This is a genomic window from Candidatus Mycalebacterium zealandia, from assembly GCA_014075295.1.
Lineage (GTDB): Bacteria > Desulfobacterota_D > UBA1144 > Nemesobacterales > Mycalebacteriaceae > Mycalebacterium > Mycalebacterium zealandia.
Genome location: CP046180.1, coordinates 114,795 through 134,424, shown reverse-complemented (window position 1 = coordinate 134,424; position 19,630 = coordinate 114,795). Strand labels below are relative to the sequence as shown.

Below are 19,630 nucleotides of genomic sequence, written 5' to 3'. Positions count from 1 at the left end.
CTCGTTGCCCCGGTTTTTCTGCTTTTTATTTCCTGTGGCGCGGACCGCGAAGAGAAACAAAAAATGGGAGAGGAAAAAACCCGGAGTGAATTAGTCTCACTTTCTGAAAATTATTCCCGTGCGTCTTTTGCGGGCGGGTGTTTCTGGTGCATGGAGCCGCCTTTTGAACGTGCCGACGGAGTGGTTTACGTCCATGCCGGCTATCAGGGAGGCGAGGAGGAAAATCCCACGTACGAACAGGTTTCATACGGGCTCACGGAACACGCCGAAGCGGTTGAAGTTTTCTACGACCCGGAAAAGATTTCATATGAGGAGTTGCTTCAGATTTTCTGGATTAACATAGACCCCACTGACCCGACCGGGCAGTTTGCCGACAAGGGAAAGCAATACAGAACGGCGATTTTTTATCACGACAATGAGCAGAAACGCCTTGCGGAAAAATCAAAACAGGAACTTGCCGATTCGGGCAAGTTTTCGCGGCCCGTGGTAACTCAAATTGTTCCCGCGACCCTTTTCTGGCGCGCCGAAGAATATCATCAGGATTACTACAAGAAAAACCCTGTTCATTACGGGAGATATAAGAAAGGGTCGGGCAGGGAAGACTATTTGAAAAAAACATGGGGCAATTAGAAGTTGCCTGATTCGGCTTTCAAATACGCGTTCGCGCCCACCCGCGAAGGCCTGAAAGATTTCCGCGTTTTTGTTTTTGCTCTTCTGGCATTTTATCTTGCGCTTGTTTGGTTGCCGGAGTTTCCGGCGCTTCAGGACTACCCGATGAGGATGCTGGTTGGTTTTGCCGCTTCAACCTTTGAAAATCCGGCTTACAACTGGGCTGATTTTTTTGAACTCCGTAACAGCTACGGCCCATACTCTTTCACTTTCTGGTTTCTCCGCGCTTTTGAGCCGTATGTCGGTATAGAGGCGGCGGGACGGTTGTTTCTCTCGCTCTACGTGTGTCTGGTCACGGCGTTTGTGCTGTCACAATCCCGCGCACGGGAGAATGTTCCGTGGGTTCTGCTCGCGCTTTTTCCGCTCTCCTTCAACCAGTTGTACATAATCGGGCTGATGGGATATTTCATTTCCGTTCCGGTTCTTATGCTCGCTTTGCGGCATTTTGATTCCGTGACGGAAAAGCGGCTTACTCCGCGCAACCTTTCGCGCCATCTGTTTTTTCAGGCGGTTATTTTCTTCTGTCATCCGTTTGCTTGCGCAATTTACATTGTTCTTGCGGGAGCGGTCTGCCTGTTCAAGCGCGGGTGGGAGTTTTTGCGCGCTGTTTTTCTCACGGGCGGCTTCGCGCTGTTTTTCGCGCTCTGGTATCTGTTTTCAAGTTCGCGCAGCGGCTTTGAGTTTGAGCCGCACTGGTGGTCTTTTTCCGCAACCATAAAATTTTTCCTTCTCATGTTCACCGGGATGAAAATCACGGACGGACCCGACTGGATTTCTGTTGTCTTGTGGGGTGCCGTGGGGGTTTTTCTTGCTTACGCCTTAGCGCGTGCGGGTTCAAAAACACGTTTTTCTCGGCGCGACCTCACGCTTTTTCTAATTGTTTCGGCGGGATTTCTTGCGCTTCCGTTTAGCCCCGGCGCTCCTTACACGTATTTCAACATCCGCTTGGTCGCAGTTGTTTATTTTCTCGGCGCGGTTGTTCTTTCAAGCCTGCCGATGTGCCGTTTCGCGGGGAGGGTTTTCGCCGTGTTGATTGTCTCGACGGCTTTGTGGCAGGGGGCGTTACACTACAAGCTGTCAAACGAAATAGCCGAAGCCCACCCGGTTATTTCGCGCATGGAAAAAAACTCCGCCGTGTTACCCGTTGTTGAGGACGGGAAAAGCGCCCACCTTGACCCCGTCTATTTCTATCAGTTCCACAATCATGTTCCCGAATACTACCACTTCCTTATTGGCGGCGGCGTGTTCCCGTATTTCATAGACAATTTGCCGGCGTTCCCAATCCACTACAACGACTCGGAGCGAACACGGAAAATGCTTGCGGTTCTCCGCTCAAACAACCCGGCGGATTACAAATGCTGTTACAGGTACCTGCTCACAAGAGGGGAGAGGATAAGCCGTTTTAGCTCTCTGGGGCCGTTCCACAGTGTGGTCCGCAACGGCAAGTGGGCTCTTTTTGAGATTTCGCCCTGACGACCCCCGTAGTTTTGACGCGCCCCTGCCGCAAGTGTAGTCTAGACCCCAAACGGAGCGGTCATATGATAATCAAATGCGTACCAGGGGGTATGTTTCTCACAAACTGTTACATACTTGGCGATGAGGATTCGGGCGAGGGTATTTTAATAGACCCCGGCGAGCAGATAGTTGAAATAATGGCGGAAATTGAGAGGACCGGCCTTAAAATAAAACGCATAATCAACACGCATACGCACATAGACCATGTTGCCGGAGTGCAGACCGCGAAGAACATTCTCGGCGTTCCTTTCAGCATTCACGAAAAAGAGCAGCCCGTTCTGGACATTCTTCCCGAGGCGTGCCGGAGATATCCCGCATTCGGCGATGTTGAGACACCCGAAGTTGAGGAGTATGTTGAGGAGGGGCGGAAAATCGCCATAGGCGGACTTCAAGCCGATGTGCTTCTTGTGCCGGGGCACACATGGGGAAGCATCTGCTTTGTTGTGGAGGATGTGATTATTTCGGGCGACACGCTTTTCGCGGGAAGTGTAGGAAGGGTTGACCTGACCGGCGGAACGACAATGGAGGAGCTTGTGGGCTCAATAAATGAAAAATTGCTCGTCTATCCGGATTCATACAGAGTGCTTTCCGGACACGGTCCCGAAACGACAATCGGCATTGAAAGGGAATCAAACCCGTTTTTGAGTTTTTATTAGTGTCTCCGGTGGTTCGCCGTAATTTCCTAGGAATTTCTCCGTAGTTCACTGACGCACATAATTTCCACCAGTTTTTCAAAAGAAACTTTCGGTTCCCATCCCAGTTCCAATTTTGCTTTGCTCGAATCACCCAGAAGTTCAAAGACTTCGGCGGGACGGAAAAATTCCGGATTTATTCTGACGATTTCCCGACCGGTTTTTTTGTCAATCGCTTTTTCTTCGGTGTTTTCGCCTTCCCATTCAATATCAAACCCGAAATATGGCGCGGCGATGTTCACAAAATCTCTCACCGAATAGTTTTTGCCGGTGGCAAGCACATAGTCGTCCGGCGTTTGCTGCTGAAGCATAAGCCACATTCCTTCAACGTAGTCTCCGGCAAAACCCCAGTCTCTTTTTGTGTTGAGATTTCCCAGCTCAAGAGTCTTCCCGCCGTTCTTCATTTCCGCCATGCCCGAGGTGATTTTGCGGCTTACAAACTCTTTGCTTCTCATGGGAGATTCGTGGTTGAAAAGTATTCCTGATACCGCAAACATTCCGTATGACTCGCGGTAGTTTACCGTCATCCAGTGTCCGAAAAGTTTTGCCACTCCGTAAGGACTGCGTGGATAAAAGCGGGTTTTTTCCGTCTGCGGAGAATGTTCCACTTTGCCGAACATTTCGGAAGTCGACGCCTGATAAAACTTTATTTCGGGGTTGATTTGTCTTACGGCTTCCAGCATGCGTAAAACCGACGTACCGCTTACTTCGCTGGTTAAAAGCGGCAGTTCAAATGACGCGGAGACAAAAGATTGCGCGGCGAGGTTGTATATTTCAGACAGTTCAAACTTCTCAATTGTTCTATAGATGTTTGTAAGCTCCGCCATCTCAAGGTAGACGATTTCAACATCGTCCAGAATGCCGATTTCTTCCAGTCTCCACAAAGAGCCGCGTGAGTTTCTACGGTCTCCGCCGATAACGCGGTAGCCTTTTTCCAACAGAAGTTTCGCCAGATAGGCTCCGTCCTGTCCGGCTATTCCTGTTACAAGTGCGGTTTTTTTCATTTTGGCAACACCTTACGAGATTTTCCGTGCGGACGCTGAATACGAGTCCATAATACAACAGGCGGTTTTGTTTGACAATCAGAGCGACGCGCCCCCGTATCTTTGGTTTTCAAACTCCGAACAAGTATCATAAGAAAAAATCGGTTTACGCCATGAAAAACCGCCGCATTTTTATAGTTTTTGCTCTTTCAGCCATTGTGGTTTCCGCACTTTTTTTCGCCCTTGAATTCAAACAGTTTCTTGATTTGAAGCACGAAAGAACCGAAGTGGAGAAAAGAATAGAGCGTCTCGCCGCACGCCGCGATCGCCTGAACGCGTTTTCAAACTCCGTGCGGACAGGCGAGGCGGACGAAAAGCATGCCGAACAACTCATAAGGGAAAAACTGGGTCTTATAAAGAGGGGCGAAAAGATTTTTATCTTCCGTCGTCAGTAACATGCAGCCGGACTTCAAGCCGAACAAAAAACTCGGACAGAATTTCCTTCGTGATAAGGGAACTCTTGAAAAAATCTGCGCCGCCGCGCGTCTTGACAGCTCGGACGAGGTTGTTGAAATCGGTCCGGGGCGTGGAGATTTGACCCGTTTCATTCTTGCGGCCGGCGCAAAAGTCCGTGCCATTGAAAAAGACCGGCGGCTTGTTGAAGCATTCCCCGCAGACATTGTTTCCGACCCAAACTTTGAGCTCACCCACGGAGACGCGATGAAAATCGGGTTTGAACATTTTTCCCGTGGGCGCTCTCTGAAAATGGTAAGCAATCTGCCCTATGGAATATCTTCCGGAGTTTTACGAATACTCACGGAAAACCGCGACCTTTTTTCACTCGCGGTGATTATGCTCCAGAAGGAAGTCGCCATGCGCCTTGTTGCCCCTCCGGGCGGAAAATCCTACGGCGCGCTGTCCTCGGTTATTCAGATGGTGTTTGAGGCGGAAAAACTTTTTGACGTTTCCCCGGTGCTTTTCAATCCCCGCCCCGCTGTTACTTCTTCGGTTGTGCGCCTTGTTCCTTTCAAAGGAACCCGGTTGCCTCTCAAAAGCGAGAAGTTTTACCGTAAAACCGTCCGTGCCGCTTTCTCGGAGCGCAGAAAAATGGTAAAAAATTCGCTGTTTTCAGCGTTTCCGTCCCGCGATGTCGCGCGCGCGCTTGAAGATACGGGAGTTGACGGTTCGCGCAGGGCTGAAACGCTCAGTCTTGAAGAATTCCGCGCAATTTCGGATAGATTGTTTGAGTTACTTGGATAAAAACGACTAAAGGGAGTTTTCAATGACAGATTTTATTCGCGTAAACAACCCTCATCGCACAAAGGCGGATTTGCTCGCCATAGGAGCGTACGAAGGGGAAAAACGGCGGTTTTCCGCGATTGACAAAAAACTGGGCGGTGCGATTTCACGGGCAAGCAAGCGAGCGAGCGGCTTGCGTCTCGGCAGTTTTTTTACGGTGGACACAATGGGGAAACTACCCGCTTCTGAAATTATGATCGTCGGGCTTGGAGATAAAAAATCTTTCTCCGCGCCATCTGATTTTTTCAAAGCCGCTTCGGTGGCCGCGAAGAACGCGGGCTCTCATGTGAAAAAAATCGTTATGGATTTTCCCGCATCCGGCGCGGACGCGTTGCGTGCGCTTATGGAAGGTGCTCTTTGCGGTCCCTATGTTTTCTCAAAATACAAAAGCGGTTCAAAAAAAGAGGGTGCGGTTTCCTCTGTTGCGGTTTATTCCACATTGTCCGAAACCTCTTTCGAAAAAGCCGCGCGAGCATCGCAGAGTGTCGCAAGCGCGGTGCGTCTTTGCAGGGATATGGTTAATGAGCCGCCTGCGCATCTCACGCCTTCGGTTCTCGCGGATTACGCTCAAAGCATATGTTTGGAAGAGGGGCTTAGCTGTTCCGTCATTATGCCGGACGAGATGAAAGAGAGGGGAATGGGCGGAATGCTCGCGGTCAGTGCGGGCAGTTCAAACCCTCCGCGTCTTATCCATATGACCTACTCTCCCAAAGCCGCCCGGTCACGTTCCGTCTCAATTGTCGGCAAGGGTATAACATTTGATTCCGGCGGTTTGAGTCTCAAACCCGCCGAGGCAATGAAAACAATGAAGATGGATATGTCCGGCGCGGCCGCCGTGGTGGGAGCGATGAAGGCAATCGCCGTGGCGAAGCCCGGCGTTACCGTTCACGGAATAGTGGCGGCGGCGGAAAACATGACCGGACCGTCCGCCTACAAACCTGACGACATCGTAACCGCGATGAACGGCAAGACCATAGAGATTGTAAATACGGACGCCGAAGGGCGTGTTGTTCTTGCGGACGCGCTCAGTTACGCGGTGGAGATAGGCTCAAAAGAGATTATAGACCTCGCCACTCTCACGGGCGCGTGCGTTGTGGCTCTCGGAGTTCACACGGCGGGGCTTATGAGTAACAGCGAAAAAATCGCGCGAGACATGAAACGCTCTTCGCTGTCGGCGGGCGAAAAGGTATGGGAACTTCCGCTTGCGGACGATATGCGTAAAGACATAGAAAGCGACTTTGCCGACATAAAGAACACCGGAAACCGCTGGGGTGGAGCCATAACCGCCGCTCTTTTCCTTGAGCATTTTGTCTCCGGCGTTCCGTGGGCGCATTTGGACATCGCTGGGCCCGCCTATCTGGAAAGGGGCAATGACTGGTATCCCAAAGGGGCGACCGGTTTTGGCGTCAGGCTGCTGGTTGACTACATCCTGCGAAAATAAGGAAAGGGAGAGGTTGAGAAGTGTTTGTTCTTTTTTGTTGTTGAAAATGCCAACCGCAACCGGATGGCGGAATGATTTGCGAATGATTTCTGCGGCGGAAAAATAAAAAGTTTCAGCGCGGGTTCAAAACCGGCGGACTCTGTAGGCTCGGGCACGGTTGCCGCGATGGAGGAGTTGGGAATTTCTATGAAAGACGCCCGTCCCAAGTCCATTTATGAAATTTCCGATGTTGAATACGACCTTGTGGTAACGATGGGTTGCGGGGATTCGTGTCCGCATGTGCGCTCAAAAAGAACCGAAGACTGGCAAATTCCCGACCCCAAAGCGATGGATAAAGAGCGGGCGCGGGAAGTCAGGGACTTTATAAGGGAAAAGGTCAAAACCGCGATTGAAGAGATTTTGTTCTCACGCTAGTTCGCCCCAGTTTTTTCCTTCGGTTATTTCAACCTTCATTCGCGTTTTTAAATCAAACGAGGTGTTTTCCATTTCATTGCGGGCTATCTCCGCGACTTTTTCCCTTTCATCAAGAGCGGTCTCAAAAATCAACTCGTCATGCACTTGAAGAATCATAGACGACTTCATTTCTTCAAGATTTCCGTGAATTTTTATCATCGCGACATTTATTATGTCCGCCGCCGAGCCCTGAATGGGCGTGTTGATGGCGGCTCTTTCGCCGTTTTTGATTTTCAGTTTGTTTTTTGACGCGAGTTCGGGAATAAAACGCCTGCGCCCGATAATTGTTTCGGCAAATCCTGCGTTTTTGGCTTTGTCCGCGTATTCGTGCATATATGTTCTGACCTTGGGATAGCGGCTGAAATATGTCTCCATGTAATCGCGCGCCTGCTTCATGCTTGAGCCCAATTGCTTTGACAGCCCGAACGGGCTGATGCCGTAAATAATTCCAAAATTTATATTTTTCGCCAGACGCCTCATATCGGATGTTACCTCTGCTTCACGCACTCCGAGTATTTCGGACGCGGTTGAGGAGTGAATATCTTCGCCGTTTTCAAAAGCCGCAAGCAGTTTTTCGTCTCCCGAAAAATGGGCGAGGAGGCGCAGTTCTATCTGAGAATAGTCCGCGGACAGAAAAATAAATCCGTCCGCCGGCACAAAGGCGTGCCGTATTTTTCTTCCGTCCTCGCTTTTTATCGGAATGTTTTGAAGGTTCGGATTGCTCGAACTGAGCCGCCCCGTTGAGGTTCCGGTGGGCCCGTATGAGGTGTGAATTTTTCCGGTCGCGGGATTGACCAGTTTCGGAAGAGCGTCAACGTAGGTGGACTTGAGTTTGGAAATTTCCCTGTATTCAAGAATCATTTTCGGAATCGGGTGGAGAGGCGCAAGGGTTTTCAGCACTTCGGAATCGGTTGACGGCTCACCCTTCGCGGTGCGTTTGACCGGCTCAAGCCCCAGTTTTCCGAAAAGCAGGTCTTTGAGTTGCGCGGTGGAATTTATGTTCAGTTCAAAACCCGCCGCGGAATATATTTGCGATGATATGGCGTTTATTTTTTCACCGAAATCAACTGAAATTTCCCCAAGCATCTTCGTGTCAACACAAATGCCTTTTCGCTCCATTGCGGACAAAACCCGTGTCATTTCCAGAACCCATTCGCGATAATTTTCCTCAACGCCCGCGCCGGAAATCTCCGCGCTCAGTTTTTTGTAAATCTCCATCGCCGCGTCCGAATCTCCGCAGGCGTAGTCTTTGGCTTTTTCAAGAGGCACATCGGCAAATGGAATGCGTTTTTTTTCTTCGGTAGTAACCTCAGCATAAGTGGTCATTTTACGCCCCAGATGTTTGCGCGCGAGTTCGCCGAGCCCGTAACTCAAGCCCGACGAGTCCAGAAAATGCGCGGCGGTCATTGTGTCAAAGAAAATGCCTTTCAACTCAATTCCGCGCCCCGCCAGAACGATGTGTTCGTATTTCAGGTTTTGTCCTATTTTTTTAATTTCCGGATTTTCGGCGATTTGTTTTATTTTTTCAAAAACCGTATCGGCATCGGCGTTTCCCGACGAATGGGCGACCGGAATATAACCGTGCGAGCCCTGAGTGGTTGACAGCGCGATGCCGACAATTTCCGCTTCGGTCGGATTTTTTGAAGTGGTTTCAAGATCGATAGACACAACGCCGGTTTTTTTGATTTCGGCAAACAGCGAGTCAATTTTTTCACTTTCCGTTAAAAGTTCGTATTGCGCGGTGTTGGCGTTTTTCTCTTCGGTCGCGTTTCCACCGAATTCAAGTTCCTTGTAGAGAAGATTCAACCTTTCAGTGTTTGCGCCGTTATACGCGAATTTCTCACGTTTTATTTCCGTTTCCACATCAATTTTCAGGGTCGCGAGTTTTTGGCTCAGGAACGCCTTTTCCTTGTCGCGCTCAATTCTCTCTTTCTGCTTTCCCTTAAGCGCGGAGGTGTTTTCATAAAGGTTTTCCAATGAACCGTATTCGGCGAGCAGTTTTTCCGCGCCCTTTGGACCCACGCCCTCAACTCCGGGGATGTTGTCCGAAGAGTCGCCCACAAGGGCGAGAAAATCAACGAATTTTCCGGGAGGCAGACCGTATTTTTCCTCCACGCCTGCAACACCGGTTTTAGACTCCTTCATCGGGTCGTAAATCGTGATTTTTTCAGAAACCAACTGGCAGAAATCCTTGTCTCCGGTAACCAGAACCACTTCCTCGCCCCGTTTTTCCGCCGCCACCGCGATTGTGGCCATAAGGTCATCCGCCTCAAAGCCCTCCTTTTGAACCATGCGTGCGCCCATCGCTTCGGTGAGTTCCATGATTTTTTCAATCTGCGGGCTCAAATCCTCCGGCGGCGCGTCCCTGTTGGCTTTGTATTCGGAATAGATTTTCTTTCTGAAAGTTTCTCCCTTTGAGTCAAAAACCACCCCCATAAACTGCGGCTCAAAGTCTTTAATAAACTTGCGCAGAATGTTGGAAAAACCGAAAACTGCGTTTGTAGGAAAACCCGAAGAGGTTGAGAAACTACGGTCAACTGCGTAGTAGGCTCTGAAAACGTAGGAACTGCCGTCTATAAGATAGAGAGGGGGCATACTCTGAAATTGTAGGATTTTGTGCGCGGGGTGTCAAAGGGGAGTTTTCAGTCTTTTTTGACGGCGCGGTAAATAAACGCGGGCGGCACATTGCGCCATTCAGTTTCGGTTTTTTTAATTTTGCCGAAAACCGCTTCAAGGTTTTTTTTGAATTTTCTTCCGCCCGGAAGCATGTGCATGGGCGTGTAGGCAAAAGAGGTGAAAATTCCTCCGGGGTTGAGCACTTCATAAACCGAACCGAGCAATTTTTTTTGCAAAGCGTCAGAGAAAACAGACCACGGCAGACCGGAAACTATGCTGTCGCACTCTGTAATTCCAACACTTTTGAGGCACTTCAAAGTGTCTCCCGCGCAGGCGTTGAACACCCGTGCGGTCGGAAACCTTTTTCTTATTCGCTTGGCGAAATCGGAATTGATTTCCATCGCCACAAGCGTGGCTTCGGGGCTCATTTTTTCAATAATTGTTTGCGTGAGCGCTCCCGTTCCGGGCCCGAACTCAACGATTACATCCGCGCTACTAACATGCGCCTCATCCACAATTCTGTTGGACAGCCGCTCCGAAGACGGTAGCACCGCTCCGGTTTTGAGAGGATGGAAAAGAGCGTTTTTCAGATAGAGCACTGTTTCGGACATTTTCTTATTTTAAGCCCAAAGTCTGCATTGTCCAATTCTCTTCTGTTAGAATCATGGAAATGTTTGAGGGAATTTCCGAAAAATTCGCGGGCATACTCGGCAAGGTCAAAGGCACGCCGCGCCTGACGGAGGAAAACATAGATTCCGCGCTTCGGGAAGTGCGCATGAGCCTTCTTGAAGCCGATGTGAATTTCCGGGTCGCAAAGGATTTTATTGAGTCTGTAAAACAGAAAACCGTCGGCGCGGAGCGGGAAAAGAACATAACGGCCGGACAGCATTTCATAAAAGCGGTCAAGGATGAACTGACCGCTTTTCTCGGCGGACAAAACGAGGGGCTTGTTCGCAGGGGTTCTCCGCCTTTTACAATAATGGCGGTGGGGCTTCAGGGCGCGGGAAAAACCACTTTTTGCGCGAAACTCGCGGTTTGGTTCGCAGGAGAAAATCTCGCGGGGAAAACAGAAAAAATCCTTCTTGTTCCCGCTGATGTTTACAGACCCGCCGCCGCCGAGCAGTTAAAAACACTTGCTTCGCAGACGGGCACAGGTTTTTATGAGCCGCCCGCAGGGGCGCGTCCGGAGGAAATTTGCTCCGGCTCCGTGGATTTCGCCCGCAAGGGAGGTTTTGACACGGTGATTTTTGACACCGCCGGACGCCTTCACATTGATGAAGAACTCATGGAGGAGTTGAAACGGATAAAAACCACGTCCGCCCCCGGAGAGATTTTGCTTGTTGCGGACGCGATGACCGGACAGGACGCCGTGAAAGCGGCGGAGGGCTTTAATGACGCGCTTGACATAAGCGGGGTCGTTCTTACAAAAATGGACGGAGACGCGCGCGGCGGCGCGGCTCTTTCAATGCGCGCCGTAACCGGCAAGCCGGTCAAGTTTTTAGGAACCGGCGAAAAACCCTCGGACATTGAGATTTTTCATCCCGAAAGGATAACGTCTCGCATTCTCGGCATGGGAGACGTGCTAACCCTTATTGAAAAGGCGCAAACTGCCGTAACGGATTCCGAAGCCGAGAAGATGACCCGCAACTTGATGAAAAACCGTTTCACGCTTGAAGACTTCAAGCAGGCGATGCTTGCGGTCGGCAAAATGGGCCCGCTTGAAAGCATCGGGGCGATGATTCCGGGCTCGGGCTCGCTATTGAAAAATCCCGAAGCCACGGACAAGGCGCGCGTGGCGATGAAAACAACGGTCGCCATTGTGGACTCAATGACGCCTAAAGAAAGGCGCAATCACAGAATTCTCAACGGAAGCAGAAGAAAACGCATAGCAACGGGAAGCGGAACAACGGTCGCCGAAGTGAACCGGGCGATTAAAAATTTTATCAAGATGCAGTCGATGATGAAAAAGGGTGGCAAGGGCAAAATGGGAAAACTCGCCGGTCTTCCGCGCGGACTTGCTTAGAGAGGTTGGAACTGCGGACGGAGTCATATAGACTTGATTTGTAGCCGTGCGGGCAAGCTCGCCGGACTGGGAGGAGAGGTGTTTTGGTAAGAATAAGACTCACAAGACTGGGCGCAAAGAAGAAGCCGTTTTACAGGATTGTCGCCGCCGAAAAACGGCGTGCGCGGGACGGTAAATTTCTTGAAGTTCTGGGTTACTACGATCCGGTCAAGCGTCCGCACGAACTGAAATTCGACGAGGCAAAAATCAAAGAATGGCTTTCAAAGGGCGCCAAGCCGTCAAACACGGTCAAGAAACTGATTGGGCTTGAAAAATGGGAAGCTTGAAGGACCTGTTGGAGTTCCTCGTTTCTTCAATCGTTGACGATCCCGACAAGATTGAAATAGAAGAGGTTGTGAATGAAGAAAAAACCGTTCTGCGCCTCAAGGTTGCGCAACCCGACATGGGAAAGGTCATCGGCAGACAGGGCAAGACTGCCAAAGCGCTTAGAGGTTTGCTTTCCGCCGCCGCCGCAAAGCGGGGAATCTGGTTCTCGTTGGACATAGTTGATTAATTTTTCTCCTCCCGCAAATGCGATGAGGCTCATTGATTACGGGAAAATTGCTAAAAGCCACGGGCTTGAGGGCGGCTTGGAGGTGATTCCGTTCAGCGGCGAAACCTCTTCGCTGAAAAAACTCCGGCGCGTTTTTATAAAATCCTCTGACTCTTCCGAGCCACACAGTTTTGAGATAACCGGAAAAATTGTGCGCGAAAAAGACGTGGTCTTGAAACTTTCCGGTGTGAACACCCGCGATGACGCGCAAAAGTTTGCGGGTTCAACGGTGATGGTTGCCTTATCAGACCTGCCCGGAACCGGTGAGGGAGAATACTACAATTTTCAACTCATAGGTCTTGAAGCCGTGGGCGAAGACGGCGAAAAAATCGGCCGTGTTTTATCTCTTGTGCAAAGCGGAATGCAGTCCGTGCTTGTGATTTCCCTGCCGGACGGTGGAGAAATTCTTGTTCCGATGGTGGAAAAATTTATCGCGGGCGTTGACATTGAAAAAGGGACGGTGGCGGTTCAGAATACCGAAGCGCTTAAAGAGAAGGATGCTTGCTAGGGTTCTCGGCTCAACCGTTGGCTTCTGGTTAAGACGCGAGGCAAACTATAAAGCGGGACTTGAACGGATTAAAGAAAAGGAGAATTTTCAACAGTGGTTTTACTTGCCGGAAAAATTCCCGGTTAAGGAAATCATGAATGGCGATTTTATACCGAAGTATAGGTTTGATGAAAAACACAAACCGAAGATTGTTAACGAATTTTTGCGTTTCTTTGGAAGAGTTTTCTAGCGAGTTCAGACAGGACGAAAATTCTGAATGATGTTAAAAACAGGGCTTCTTCTGGCAGGGAAAAACTTCAAAGGATGATCCCCTCAACCTTTGAAAGCGACTATAAGAAAATAGAGAAGCAAGTTCGCCAACATTTCGGCTAAACAGTTCCTTGTAGTAAACTCATTTCCTCTTATGAAATACGAAATCATCACAATTTTTCCGGAGTTTTTTGATTCGGTTTTTTCGTGCGGGATTTTGTCCAAAGCGCGTGAAAAGGGGCTTGTGGATATCAAAATCCGCGACCTCAGAAATTTTGCCGAAGGCAAACACAAAGTTGTGGACGACAAGCCTTACGGTGGCGGAGAGGGAATGCTTTTTCTTCCCAAACCGCTTGGAAAAGCGATTGGGGCGGCGAAGGAGGGTGACGAAAAAACCGTTGTTCTGCTCACCTCTGCCCAGGGGCGTCCCCTTGACGGCAAACTCGTGCGCGAGTTACGGGATTACGAGAAAATTGTGATTGTCTGCGGAAGATACGAAGGCGTTGACGAGCGGGTGTGCGACATGCATATAGACATGGAGGTTTCAATCGGTGACTACATAGTTTCGGGCGGGGAATACGCCGCCGCGGTCATAACGGACTCGGTATCGCGTCTTGTTCCCGGCGTTGTGGGAAACAGCGCGTCCACCGAAGATGAGTCTCTTTCGGACAGTCTTTTGAGTCATCCGCAATACACGCGTCCGGAAACATACGAAGGCGTTTCGGTGCCCGAAGCGCTACTTTCAGGCAATCATGGAGAGATAGCGCGGTGGAGAAGGGAGGCGAGAATAAAGAACACCCTGAAAAAACGCCCCGACATTCTTGACCGGGCGGCGCTCACGAAAGACGAAACCGCCGCGCTTTGCGAGTGGCGGGAAACCGCCGCGCCCGATTACAGGGCGTATGTCGCGTTGCTTCATTATCCCGTTTACAACAGCCGGCTTGAAAAAGTTTCTTCCGCCTTTACCAATCTTGATATCCACGATATAGCGCGGGCGTGCAGGACCTACGGAGTGAGGAAGTTTTTTCCGGTCAGTCCCGTTAAAGGGCAACGAGAGCTCGCGCAGAGGGTCATTAAACACTGGACGGTTGGAGCCGGAGCGGGCTTCAACGAAACCCGTTCCGAAGCGATGAGACTTGTGGAGATAAAAAACTCGCTTGAGGATGTTACGGCGGAGATAGAAAAACTGGAAGGGAAGAAACCGGAAATTATTGCGACAGACGCGAGAATTGTGGAAAAAATGACCGGATACGGGGAAATGAGGGAAAAGATTATGGAGGCAGACCGCCCGTGGCTTCTTCTTCTGGGAACCGGATGGGGAATTGCGCGCGAAGTTCTTGACTCTGCGGACCACACGCTCAAGCCCGTCAGAAGCTACGGTAATTACAACCATCTTTCGGTGCGGTGCGCGGCGGCGGCGATAATGGACAGGCTTTTCTCGTGCGAGTTTTGATAGTTGAAAAAAACAATGGTAGGATAGCGCGCAAATGAGCGAAGTAACCAGTCAGTTTGAAAAAGATTCAATCAGGGACGATGTCCCCGCGTTCCGTTCCGGGGACCTTATCGCCGTTCATTACAACATTCTTGAGGGCGACAAAAGAAGGAATCAGGTTTTTGAGGGGAGGGTCATCAGCCTCAAAGGCAGCGGCGTACGGCGCACATTCACGGTCAGAAAGGTTTCCTACGGAGTTGGGGTTGAGAGGATTTTTCCTGTCAATTCGCCCCTTATAAACAAAGTTGAAGTCAAACGTCCGGGCAAGGTCAGAAGAGCCAAACTCTACTATATGCGCGGACTTTCCAAGAAAGCGAGCAGAATAAAGGAAAGGTCGAAAGGTTAAGAGCTGGGAGTTTTCCACGGGCTGTCTTTCGGCGTTTTTTCTTCCATAGTTTCAATCTCTTTAAGTGTGTGGCGCAAGCGTTCAAACGCCGTGTATGAGGAGAACACAAGCAGGGCGACAAGCGCAATTTTGAGCCCGTAGTCCCCGCCGTAAAATCCCGCCATCCGTGCCAGCGCGTCCACAAAGAAGTTCAAAAGAGACGCGACTCCCAGATAGACAACCCGTTCGGTTCTCTGCATAACGCCGACCGCGCAGTCTATTCCAAGCGCTTCGGCGCGCGCCCTCATATAACTTACGAAAACCGATGATCCGACCACGAGAAGAATTACATAGATAAAAACCGAATCGCGCAGGTGGCTCATAATTCCGATGTAGATAAACAGTTCCGCCACCCTGTCCACTGAGGAGTCAAGAAACGCGCCCCTTGCCGATGACACGCCCAGCGCGCGCGCAAGCCGTCCGTCAAATATGTCCGCCGTTGAGCCGGCGAGCAGAAAAACGCCCGCGAGAAAAACCCATCCGAATGAAAACAGCAGTCCCGTGAAAGCCGAAACGATAAGCGTGGTGTAGGTCAGCGCGTCCGGGTGGCATTTTTTCCCGATGAGGTAGTCCTCAATGGGTTTGATGAGCATAAGCCACAGCAGTTTGACATCGCGCCCCAGAATCTTCGTTCCTTCGGGACCCTTTTTGTCCTTGCTTCTGTCGAAAATCTCGTTGTTTATTTCTTCGTTCATTCTCTTTTGTCGTCTTTACTTTTGCCTGAAACGTCTGCAAGGAATCCTAAAAAAGGCTAAAAACAGCGCGCCAATCGTAGCAACAGCAATCACGTCGGACACGAAACCGGTGAATGCAGTCATGTCAATCCGCCCCCTTCTTCACACTCACAACTTCGGCATCTACAGACTCCGCTTCGTCAGCCGTATGAATGCTTAAAAGAAGCCGAAACATTGTTACATTCTCTCCGGCGCCGACACGCCAAGAATACCCAATCCATTTCTGATAACTATTCTTACACATTCGCACAGAAAAAGTCGGGCGGAAGACAATTCTTCATCGTCCGTGATAACCCTGTTGGCGTTGTAATAGGAGTGAAAAGATGCGGCGATACCTTGAAGATAAAAAGCGATTTTATGCGGCGCAAGGGTGCGGGCGCTGTCGCGCACGACATCGGGAAAAGCCAGCAACAGTTTGGCAATTTCAATTTCCGGCTCAAGAACAAGCAGGGCAGCTTGCCCACCGTTCGCGCTCACCTTCGCTTCAGCGGCGTTGCGTCTGATGCTTTCTATCCGCGCGTGGGCGTATTGGACGTAATAAACCGGATTTTCGTTTGAGTTTTTACAGGCGAGTTCAAGGTCAAAATCCAGATGGCTTTCCACCGCTCTCATTAAAAGAAAAAACCTCGTTACATCGGCTCCCACCCTTTCGGACACTTCGCGCAAAGTAACGTAACTGCCCGTGCGTTTGCCCATTGATTCCTCTTTGCCGTCACGCACAAGACGAACAAACTGGATGAGCAGAACCTCAAGAGCGGAATTGTCCAGCCCCGATGCCCCGATTGCGGATTTTATTCTCGCCACATGGCTGTGGTGGTCAGCCCCCCAGATGTTTATGAGTTTGTCGCAACCGCGCGAAAACTTTTCAGAGTGGTATGCAATGTCCGCAAGAAAATAAGTTGGCAAGCCGTCTTTTTTTATCAGAACCCAGTCCTGAGAATCGCCGTATTCGGTTGCTTTGAACCACTGCGCCCCGTCCTCGTCTTTAACCGCGTTCACCGCGCGCAGTTTCTCCATCGCGCCGTCAAGCATGTTCTTGCCGCCGGTTTTTGAGTGAAGCAACTCCTTTTCGCTAACCCAGTTGTCAAACTCCACACCTATGAATTGAAGATCCTTTTTTATCGCATCGAGCAGTTTTTCATAAGCACGCTCCGCGCAAAAATCAGCATCCGTTTTCACTTTTCCGGCATCGGAGCCATCAAAGATTTCGCGGGCGATTTCGGCTATGTATTCCCCTTTGTAGCCGTCTTCGGGAATTTCCGCTTCTTTTCCTAATAACCCCAGCAAATTCGCCCTGACGGATTCGCCGAGCATCTCCATCTGTCTGCCCGCGTCATTAATGTAAAACTCTCTGAAGACCTTCCAGCCCGCGAATTCAAGCAGATTTGCCAGCACGTCTCCCACAACCGCGTTGCGTGCGTGCCCGAAATGAAGAGGTCCGGTCGGGTTAGCGCTCACAAACTCAATCAGCACGCTTTTTCCGTTCCGTTCCCCCGTGCCAAAACGCTCCGCCGCTTTCAGTATTCCGGGCAGTTTGGACACAATCGCTACGGGCTTTATAAAAAAATTGACAAATCCCGGTCCCGCGACTTCAACCTTTTCAAAAATGTCTGCATTGTTCACCGCGAGAAATGACGCCAACTTTGCCGCAAGGTCGCGCGGGGGCTCTCCGGCGATTTTTGCGAGCGCCATCGCGGCGTTTGTTGAAAAATCACCGAACTCCTTTTGTTTAGGGGTTTCAATCTCAAACTCCACGCCCGAAGACACATCCGGGCAGACGGCTTTAGTCGCGTCCAAAACCCGCTCTTTTATATCTTCCTTCATGGTGCCGCCGCGTCAAGATGGGAGGTGTCATTGAGTTTGCGGACCGTGTATTTTCCGCCCTCGCACATGACAACTGTTTTTGACGATTCGCTGATTTTGAACTCCCGAAAGCGTGAAATTGGAATCTCGCAGAATTTGCAAAGCATCGCCACTATCGTCAAATTGTGGCTCACGACCACAACGTTCCCGTCCGCCCATTTTTCCTGAATTAGCGCTATGGCGTTCATCGCCCTTGACTGAACTTTCGTGAAGGTTTCCCCGCCCGGAATGCGAAACTGTTCGGGGTTTTCCGTCCACTCTTTGAGTTTGTCCGAGTGTTTTTCCCTTATCTCCGAGAACTCAACGCCTTCAAAATCCCCCTGATCCATCTCGTGTAAATCCGCGCGCACGTCCACTTCAATGTTGTGATGTTTCGCGATTTCCTTCGCCGTGTCGGAGGCTCGGCGGAGTTTGCTTGAAAAAATCGCGTCAATCTTTTCACTCTTCAGGTTTTTACCGAGTTTTTTTGACTGAAAAATTCCGGTTTCGTTAAGCGGAATATCGCTGATGCCCTGACACTTTTGCAGCCTGTTCCATTCTGTCTCGCCGTGTCTTACCAGTGTCAGAAGCATTTTATCAGTGAATCGGGTTTGAAGCCCCGCGCCGAGCAATCTACACTATAGGCTGGGACTATGAAAATCCCGGAGGTAACTATTATGAAGAAAATTGCCGCGATGCTGCTTGTTTTGCTTTTGTGCTCAGACGCTCGGGCGGACGCGTTTGATTACAGCCCGCGCTCGGTTATTGAAGAAAGTTTTTACGTTGTTCCGCACGACAAGGGGGACGAGTTTGTGAAAATCTACAGAATGCGGCTGTTTCCGTTCTGGGAAGAGATGCGCAAGATGGGAATTATAAAAGGCAGATACAGAATGTTTTCTCAGCGTCTTCACACCGCGAGCCCTGTTTGGACTTACAAAACGGTGGTCTATTTTTCAAACTATGAATCCGTCGATAAGTGGTTGAAAATCCGTGATGGCGTCTATGAGCGTCTTTTTCCCGGAGAGGGCGGATACAGGGGAGCGCGCAAAAAAGTGGACGCCCTGCACGTCGGGCACAAGCACTGGGACGAGTTCATACGTGAGATTCCGCTCAAACAGTAGCGATTAGAGCAGGGTTCGGTTTTTGTCCGGATTCTCCAGCCCCAGATGTGAATACGCGAGCAGGGCGGCTTTTCTGCCCTTGGGGGTTTTCTCAATAAGTCCTTTGCGGATTAAAAACGGCTCATAGACCTGTTCAATTGTTTCTTTGTCTTCACTTACGGATGCGGCGATGGTTTCAATCCCGACGGGTCCTCCGCCGAATCTCAGTATAATGGTTTCAAGGATTGCCCTGTCCATTCCCTCAAGTCCGAAGTTGTCAATTTCAAGCATATCAAGGCATTCAAGCGCGAGGGTTTCATCAATTTTTCCGTCCGCTTTAACCTCCACATAGTCTCTGACTCTGCGCAGAAGGCGGTTTGCCACGCGCGGGGTTCCGCGCGACCTTTGTGAGATGTGCGAGGCGGCACCGTCTGTTATTTCCACTTCCATTATTTTTGCCGAGCGTTTGACTATCAACTCAATTTCGCTTTGTTCGTAGTGTTCAAGGCGCAATTCCATTCCGAAGCGCGAATAAAGAGGCGAAGTTATAAGTCCTGTGCGCGTGGTCGCGCCGATAAGGGTGAATTTTTCCAGATTGATTTTCATTGACCGCGCCGAAGGCCCCTCTCCAACCAGCAGGTCTATGCTGAAATCCTCCATCGCCGAATACAGATACTCCTCAACAACTCTGTTTGTTCTGTGTATTTCGTCTATGAACAGAACATCCTTTTCTTCAAGCCCTGTCAAAATCGCGGCGAGGTCGCCCGTTCTTTCAAGCACGGGCCCGGAAGTCTGATGCAGTTTTGCGCCCAACTCACCGGCGACTATGCGGGCAAGGGTCGTTTTGCCGAGCCCCGGAGGCCCGCAAAACAGAACATGGTCGGCGGCGGCGTTTCTTTTTTTCGCCGCCGTGATGAAAATGTCCACTTTTTCTTTGGTTTTTTCCTGTCCCAGAAAATCTCTCAAGCGTTCGGGACGGAGTTTTTCATCGCTCACCATACCTGTGATGTCACCAGATGTGGGTTGCGGGTTTGTAA

21 protein-coding genes are annotated in these 19,630 nt (G+C 50.3%); 14 read left to right on the top strand and 7 right to left on the bottom strand.

Annotated features, from left to right (window positions below; translation table 11 throughout):
- The first annotated feature begins 63 nt into the window (after positions 1–63).
- The 3 genes from msrA (at position 64) to GKS04_00670 (ending at position 2,840) form a co-directional block, all read left to right on the top strand.
- Positions 64–630 (top strand): peptide-methionine (S)-S-oxide reductase MsrA, encoded by a 567-nt coding sequence (msrA, locus tag GKS04_00680; GenBank protein ID QMU55712.1) that lies wholly within the window; start codon positions 64–66, stop codon positions 628–630.
- Between the two features lie 3 nt (positions 631–633).
- Positions 634–2,142 (top strand): hypothetical protein, encoded by a 1,509-nt coding sequence (locus GKS04_00675; protein QMU55711.1) that lies wholly within the window; start codon positions 634–636, stop codon positions 2,140–2,142.
- Positions 2,143–2,207: 65 nt separating this feature from the next.
- Positions 2,208–2,840, top strand: a complete 633-nt coding sequence (locus GKS04_00670; protein ID QMU55710.1) for an MBL fold metallo-hydrolase — start codon at positions 2,208–2,210, stop codon at positions 2,838–2,840.
- 26 nt (positions 2,841–2,866) lie between these two features.
- Here the strand turns inward: GKS04_00670 and gmd are convergent, their stop codons facing one another.
- Positions 2,867–3,880, bottom strand: a complete 1,014-nt coding sequence (gene gmd / locus GKS04_00665; protein QMU55709.1) for a GDP-mannose 4,6-dehydratase — start codon at positions 3,878–3,880, stop codon at positions 2,867–2,869.
- A gap of 152 nt (positions 3,881–4,032) precedes the next feature.
- Between gmd and GKS04_00660 the strand changes: the two genes are divergently transcribed.
- From GKS04_00660 to GKS04_00645, 4 genes are all read left to right on the top strand, one after another.
- Positions 4,033–4,314 (top strand): hypothetical protein, encoded by a 282-nt coding sequence (locus GKS04_00660; protein ID QMU55708.1) that lies wholly within the window; start codon positions 4,033–4,035, stop codon positions 4,312–4,314.
- A 1-nt stretch (position 4,315) separates the two neighbouring features.
- On the top strand, positions 4,316–5,119 hold the full coding sequence (gene rsmA / locus GKS04_00655; GenBank protein QMU55707.1) for a ribosomal RNA small subunit methyltransferase A: 804 nt from the start codon (positions 4,316–4,318) through the stop codon (positions 5,117–5,119).
- Between the two features lie 22 nt (positions 5,120–5,141).
- Positions 5,142–6,599: a leucyl aminopeptidase gene (locus GKS04_00650; protein ID QMU55706.1), complete on the top strand. Its 1,458-nt coding sequence runs from the start codon at positions 5,142–5,144 to the stop codon at positions 6,597–6,599.
- Positions 6,600–6,701: 102 nt separating this feature from the next.
- Complete coding sequence (locus GKS04_00645; protein QMU55705.1) at positions 6,702–7,013, top strand: arsenate reductase ArsC; 312 nt, start codon at positions 6,702–6,704, stop codon at positions 7,011–7,013.
- Here GKS04_00645 and polA read toward each other — a convergent pair.
- Positions 7,005–9,647 carry a DNA polymerase I gene (gene polA, locus GKS04_00640; GenBank protein ID QMU55704.1) on the bottom strand — a complete coding sequence of 881 codons (2,643 nt, stop codon included), beginning with the start codon at positions 9,645–9,647 and terminating at the stop codon, positions 7,005–7,007. The genes GKS04_00645 and polA overlap by 9 nt on opposite strands.
- A gap of 47 nt (positions 9,648–9,694) precedes the next feature.
- Positions 9,695–10,279 carry a methyltransferase domain-containing protein gene (locus tag GKS04_00635; protein ID QMU55703.1) on the bottom strand — a complete coding sequence of 195 codons (585 nt, stop codon included), beginning with the start codon at positions 10,277–10,279 and terminating at the stop codon, positions 9,695–9,697.
- Between the two features lie 59 nt (positions 10,280–10,338).
- Between GKS04_00635 and GKS04_00630 the strand changes: the two genes are divergently transcribed.
- The 6 genes from GKS04_00630 (at position 10,339) to rplS (ending at position 14,878) form a co-directional block, all read left to right on the top strand.
- Positions 10,339–11,691 carry a signal recognition particle protein gene (locus GKS04_00630; protein ID QMU55702.1) on the top strand — a complete coding sequence of 451 codons (1,353 nt, stop codon included), beginning with the start codon at positions 10,339–10,341 and terminating at the stop codon, positions 11,689–11,691.
- A gap of 83 nt (positions 11,692–11,774) precedes the next feature.
- Positions 11,775–12,017, top strand: a complete 243-nt coding sequence (gene rpsP, locus GKS04_00625) for a 30S ribosomal protein S16 (GenBank protein QMU55701.1) — start codon at positions 11,775–11,777, stop codon at positions 12,015–12,017.
- Complete coding sequence (locus tag GKS04_00620) at positions 12,005–12,244, top strand: KH domain-containing protein (protein QMU55700.1); 240 nt, start codon at positions 12,005–12,007, stop codon at positions 12,242–12,244. Before rpsP ends, GKS04_00620 begins: the two co-directional genes overlap by 13 nt.
- A gap of 22 nt (positions 12,245–12,266) precedes the next feature.
- Complete coding sequence (rimM, locus tag GKS04_00615; GenBank protein ID QMU55699.1) at positions 12,267–12,791, top strand: 16S rRNA processing protein RimM; 525 nt, start codon at positions 12,267–12,269, stop codon at positions 12,789–12,791.
- Positions 12,792–13,194: 403 nt separating this feature from the next.
- Positions 13,195–14,493 carry a tRNA (guanosine(37)-N1)-methyltransferase TrmD gene (gene trmD, locus GKS04_00610; protein ID QMU55698.1) on the top strand — a complete coding sequence of 433 codons (1,299 nt, stop codon included), beginning with the start codon at positions 13,195–13,197 and terminating at the stop codon, positions 14,491–14,493.
- A gap of 34 nt (positions 14,494–14,527) precedes the next feature.
- Positions 14,528–14,878 (top strand): 50S ribosomal protein L19, encoded by a 351-nt coding sequence (gene rplS / locus GKS04_00605; protein QMU55697.1) that lies wholly within the window; start codon positions 14,528–14,530, stop codon positions 14,876–14,878.
- Here rplS and GKS04_00600 read toward each other — a convergent pair.
- From GKS04_00600 to GKS04_00590, 3 genes are all read right to left on the bottom strand, one after another.
- Positions 14,875–15,612 (bottom strand): hypothetical protein, encoded by a 738-nt coding sequence (locus tag GKS04_00600; protein QMU55696.1) that lies wholly within the window; start codon positions 15,610–15,612, stop codon positions 14,875–14,877. The two genes, rplS and GKS04_00600, sit on opposite strands and share 4 nt — an antisense overlap.
- A gap of 216 nt (positions 15,613–15,828) precedes the next feature.
- The gene (locus GKS04_00595; GenBank protein ID QMU55695.1) at positions 15,829–17,475 is read right to left on the bottom strand and encodes an arginine--tRNA ligase; all 1,647 of its coding nucleotides are present in this window, start codon (positions 17,473–17,475) and stop codon (positions 15,829–15,831) included.
- Positions 17,472–18,086: a hypothetical protein gene (locus GKS04_00590; protein QMU55694.1), complete on the bottom strand. Its 615-nt coding sequence runs from the start codon at positions 18,084–18,086 to the stop codon at positions 17,472–17,474. Before GKS04_00590 ends, GKS04_00595 begins: the two co-directional genes overlap by 4 nt.
- 84 nt (positions 18,087–18,170) lie before the next feature.
- Here GKS04_00590 and GKS04_00585 point away from each other — a divergent pair, with 84 nt between their 5' ends.
- Entirely contained in the window at positions 18,171–18,614 is a 444-nt protein-coding gene (locus GKS04_00585) for a hypothetical protein (protein QMU55693.1), read from the top strand.
- Positions 18,615–18,617: 3 nt separating this feature from the next.
- On the opposite strand, the gene ruvB is transcribed toward GKS04_00585, so the two are convergent.
- Entirely contained in the window at positions 18,618–19,592 is a 975-nt protein-coding gene (gene ruvB, locus GKS04_00580; GenBank protein ID QMU56660.1) for a Holliday junction branch migration DNA helicase RuvB, read from the bottom strand.
- Positions 19,593–19,630: the final 38 nt, after the last annotated feature.

Coding starts and splice junctions, on each gene's coding strand:
- GKS04_00635 (QMU55703.1), bottom strand. CDS start 10,279: ATGTCCGAAACAGTGCTCTATCTGAAAAACGCTCTTTTCCATCCTCTC.
- GKS04_00630 (QMU55702.1), top strand. CDS start 10,339: ATGTTTGAGGGAATTTCCGAAAAATTCGCGGGCATACTCGGCAAGGTC.
- rimM (QMU55699.1), top strand. CDS start 12,267: ATGAGGCTCATTGATTACGGGAAAATTGCTAAAAGCCACGGGCTTGAG.
- rsmA (QMU55707.1), top strand. CDS start 4,316: ATGCAGCCGGACTTCAAGCCGAACAAAAAACTCGGACAGAATTTCCTT.
- GKS04_00600 (QMU55696.1), bottom strand. CDS start 15,612: ATGAACGAAGAAATAAACAACGAGATTTTCGACAGAAGCAAGGACAAA.
- ruvB (QMU56660.1), bottom strand. CDS start 19,592: ATGGTGAGCGATGAAAAACTCCGTCCCGAACGCTTGAGAGATTTTCTG.
- msrA (QMU55712.1), top strand. CDS start 64: ATGGGAGAGGAAAAAACCCGGAGTGAATTAGTCTCACTTTCTGAAAAT.
- GKS04_00590 (QMU55694.1), bottom strand. CDS start 18,086: ATGCTTCTGACACTGGTAAGACACGGCGAGACAGAATGGAACAGGCTG.
- GKS04_00595 (QMU55695.1), bottom strand. CDS start 17,475: ATGAAGGAAGATATAAAAGAGCGGGTTTTGGACGCGACTAAAGCCGTC.
- polA (QMU55704.1), bottom strand. CDS start 9,647: ATGCCCCCTCTCTATCTTATAGACGGCAGTTCCTACGTTTTCAGAGCC.
- GKS04_00585 (QMU55693.1), top strand. CDS start 18,171: ATGAAGAAAATTGCCGCGATGCTGCTTGTTTTGCTTTTGTGCTCAGAC.
- trmD (QMU55698.1), top strand. CDS start 13,195: ATGAAATACGAAATCATCACAATTTTTCCGGAGTTTTTTGATTCGGTT.
- GKS04_00660 (QMU55708.1), top strand. CDS start 4,033: ATGAAAAACCGCCGCATTTTTATAGTTTTTGCTCTTTCAGCCATTGTG.
- rplS (QMU55697.1), top strand. CDS start 14,528: ATGAGCGAAGTAACCAGTCAGTTTGAAAAAGATTCAATCAGGGACGAT.
- gmd (QMU55709.1), bottom strand. CDS start 3,880: ATGAAAAAAACCGCACTTGTAACAGGAATAGCCGGACAGGACGGAGCC.
- GKS04_00670 (QMU55710.1), top strand. CDS start 2,208: ATGATAATCAAATGCGTACCAGGGGGTATGTTTCTCACAAACTGTTAC.
- GKS04_00650 (QMU55706.1), top strand. CDS start 5,142: ATGACAGATTTTATTCGCGTAAACAACCCTCATCGCACAAAGGCGGAT.
- GKS04_00620 (QMU55700.1), top strand. CDS start 12,005: ATGGGAAGCTTGAAGGACCTGTTGGAGTTCCTCGTTTCTTCAATCGTT.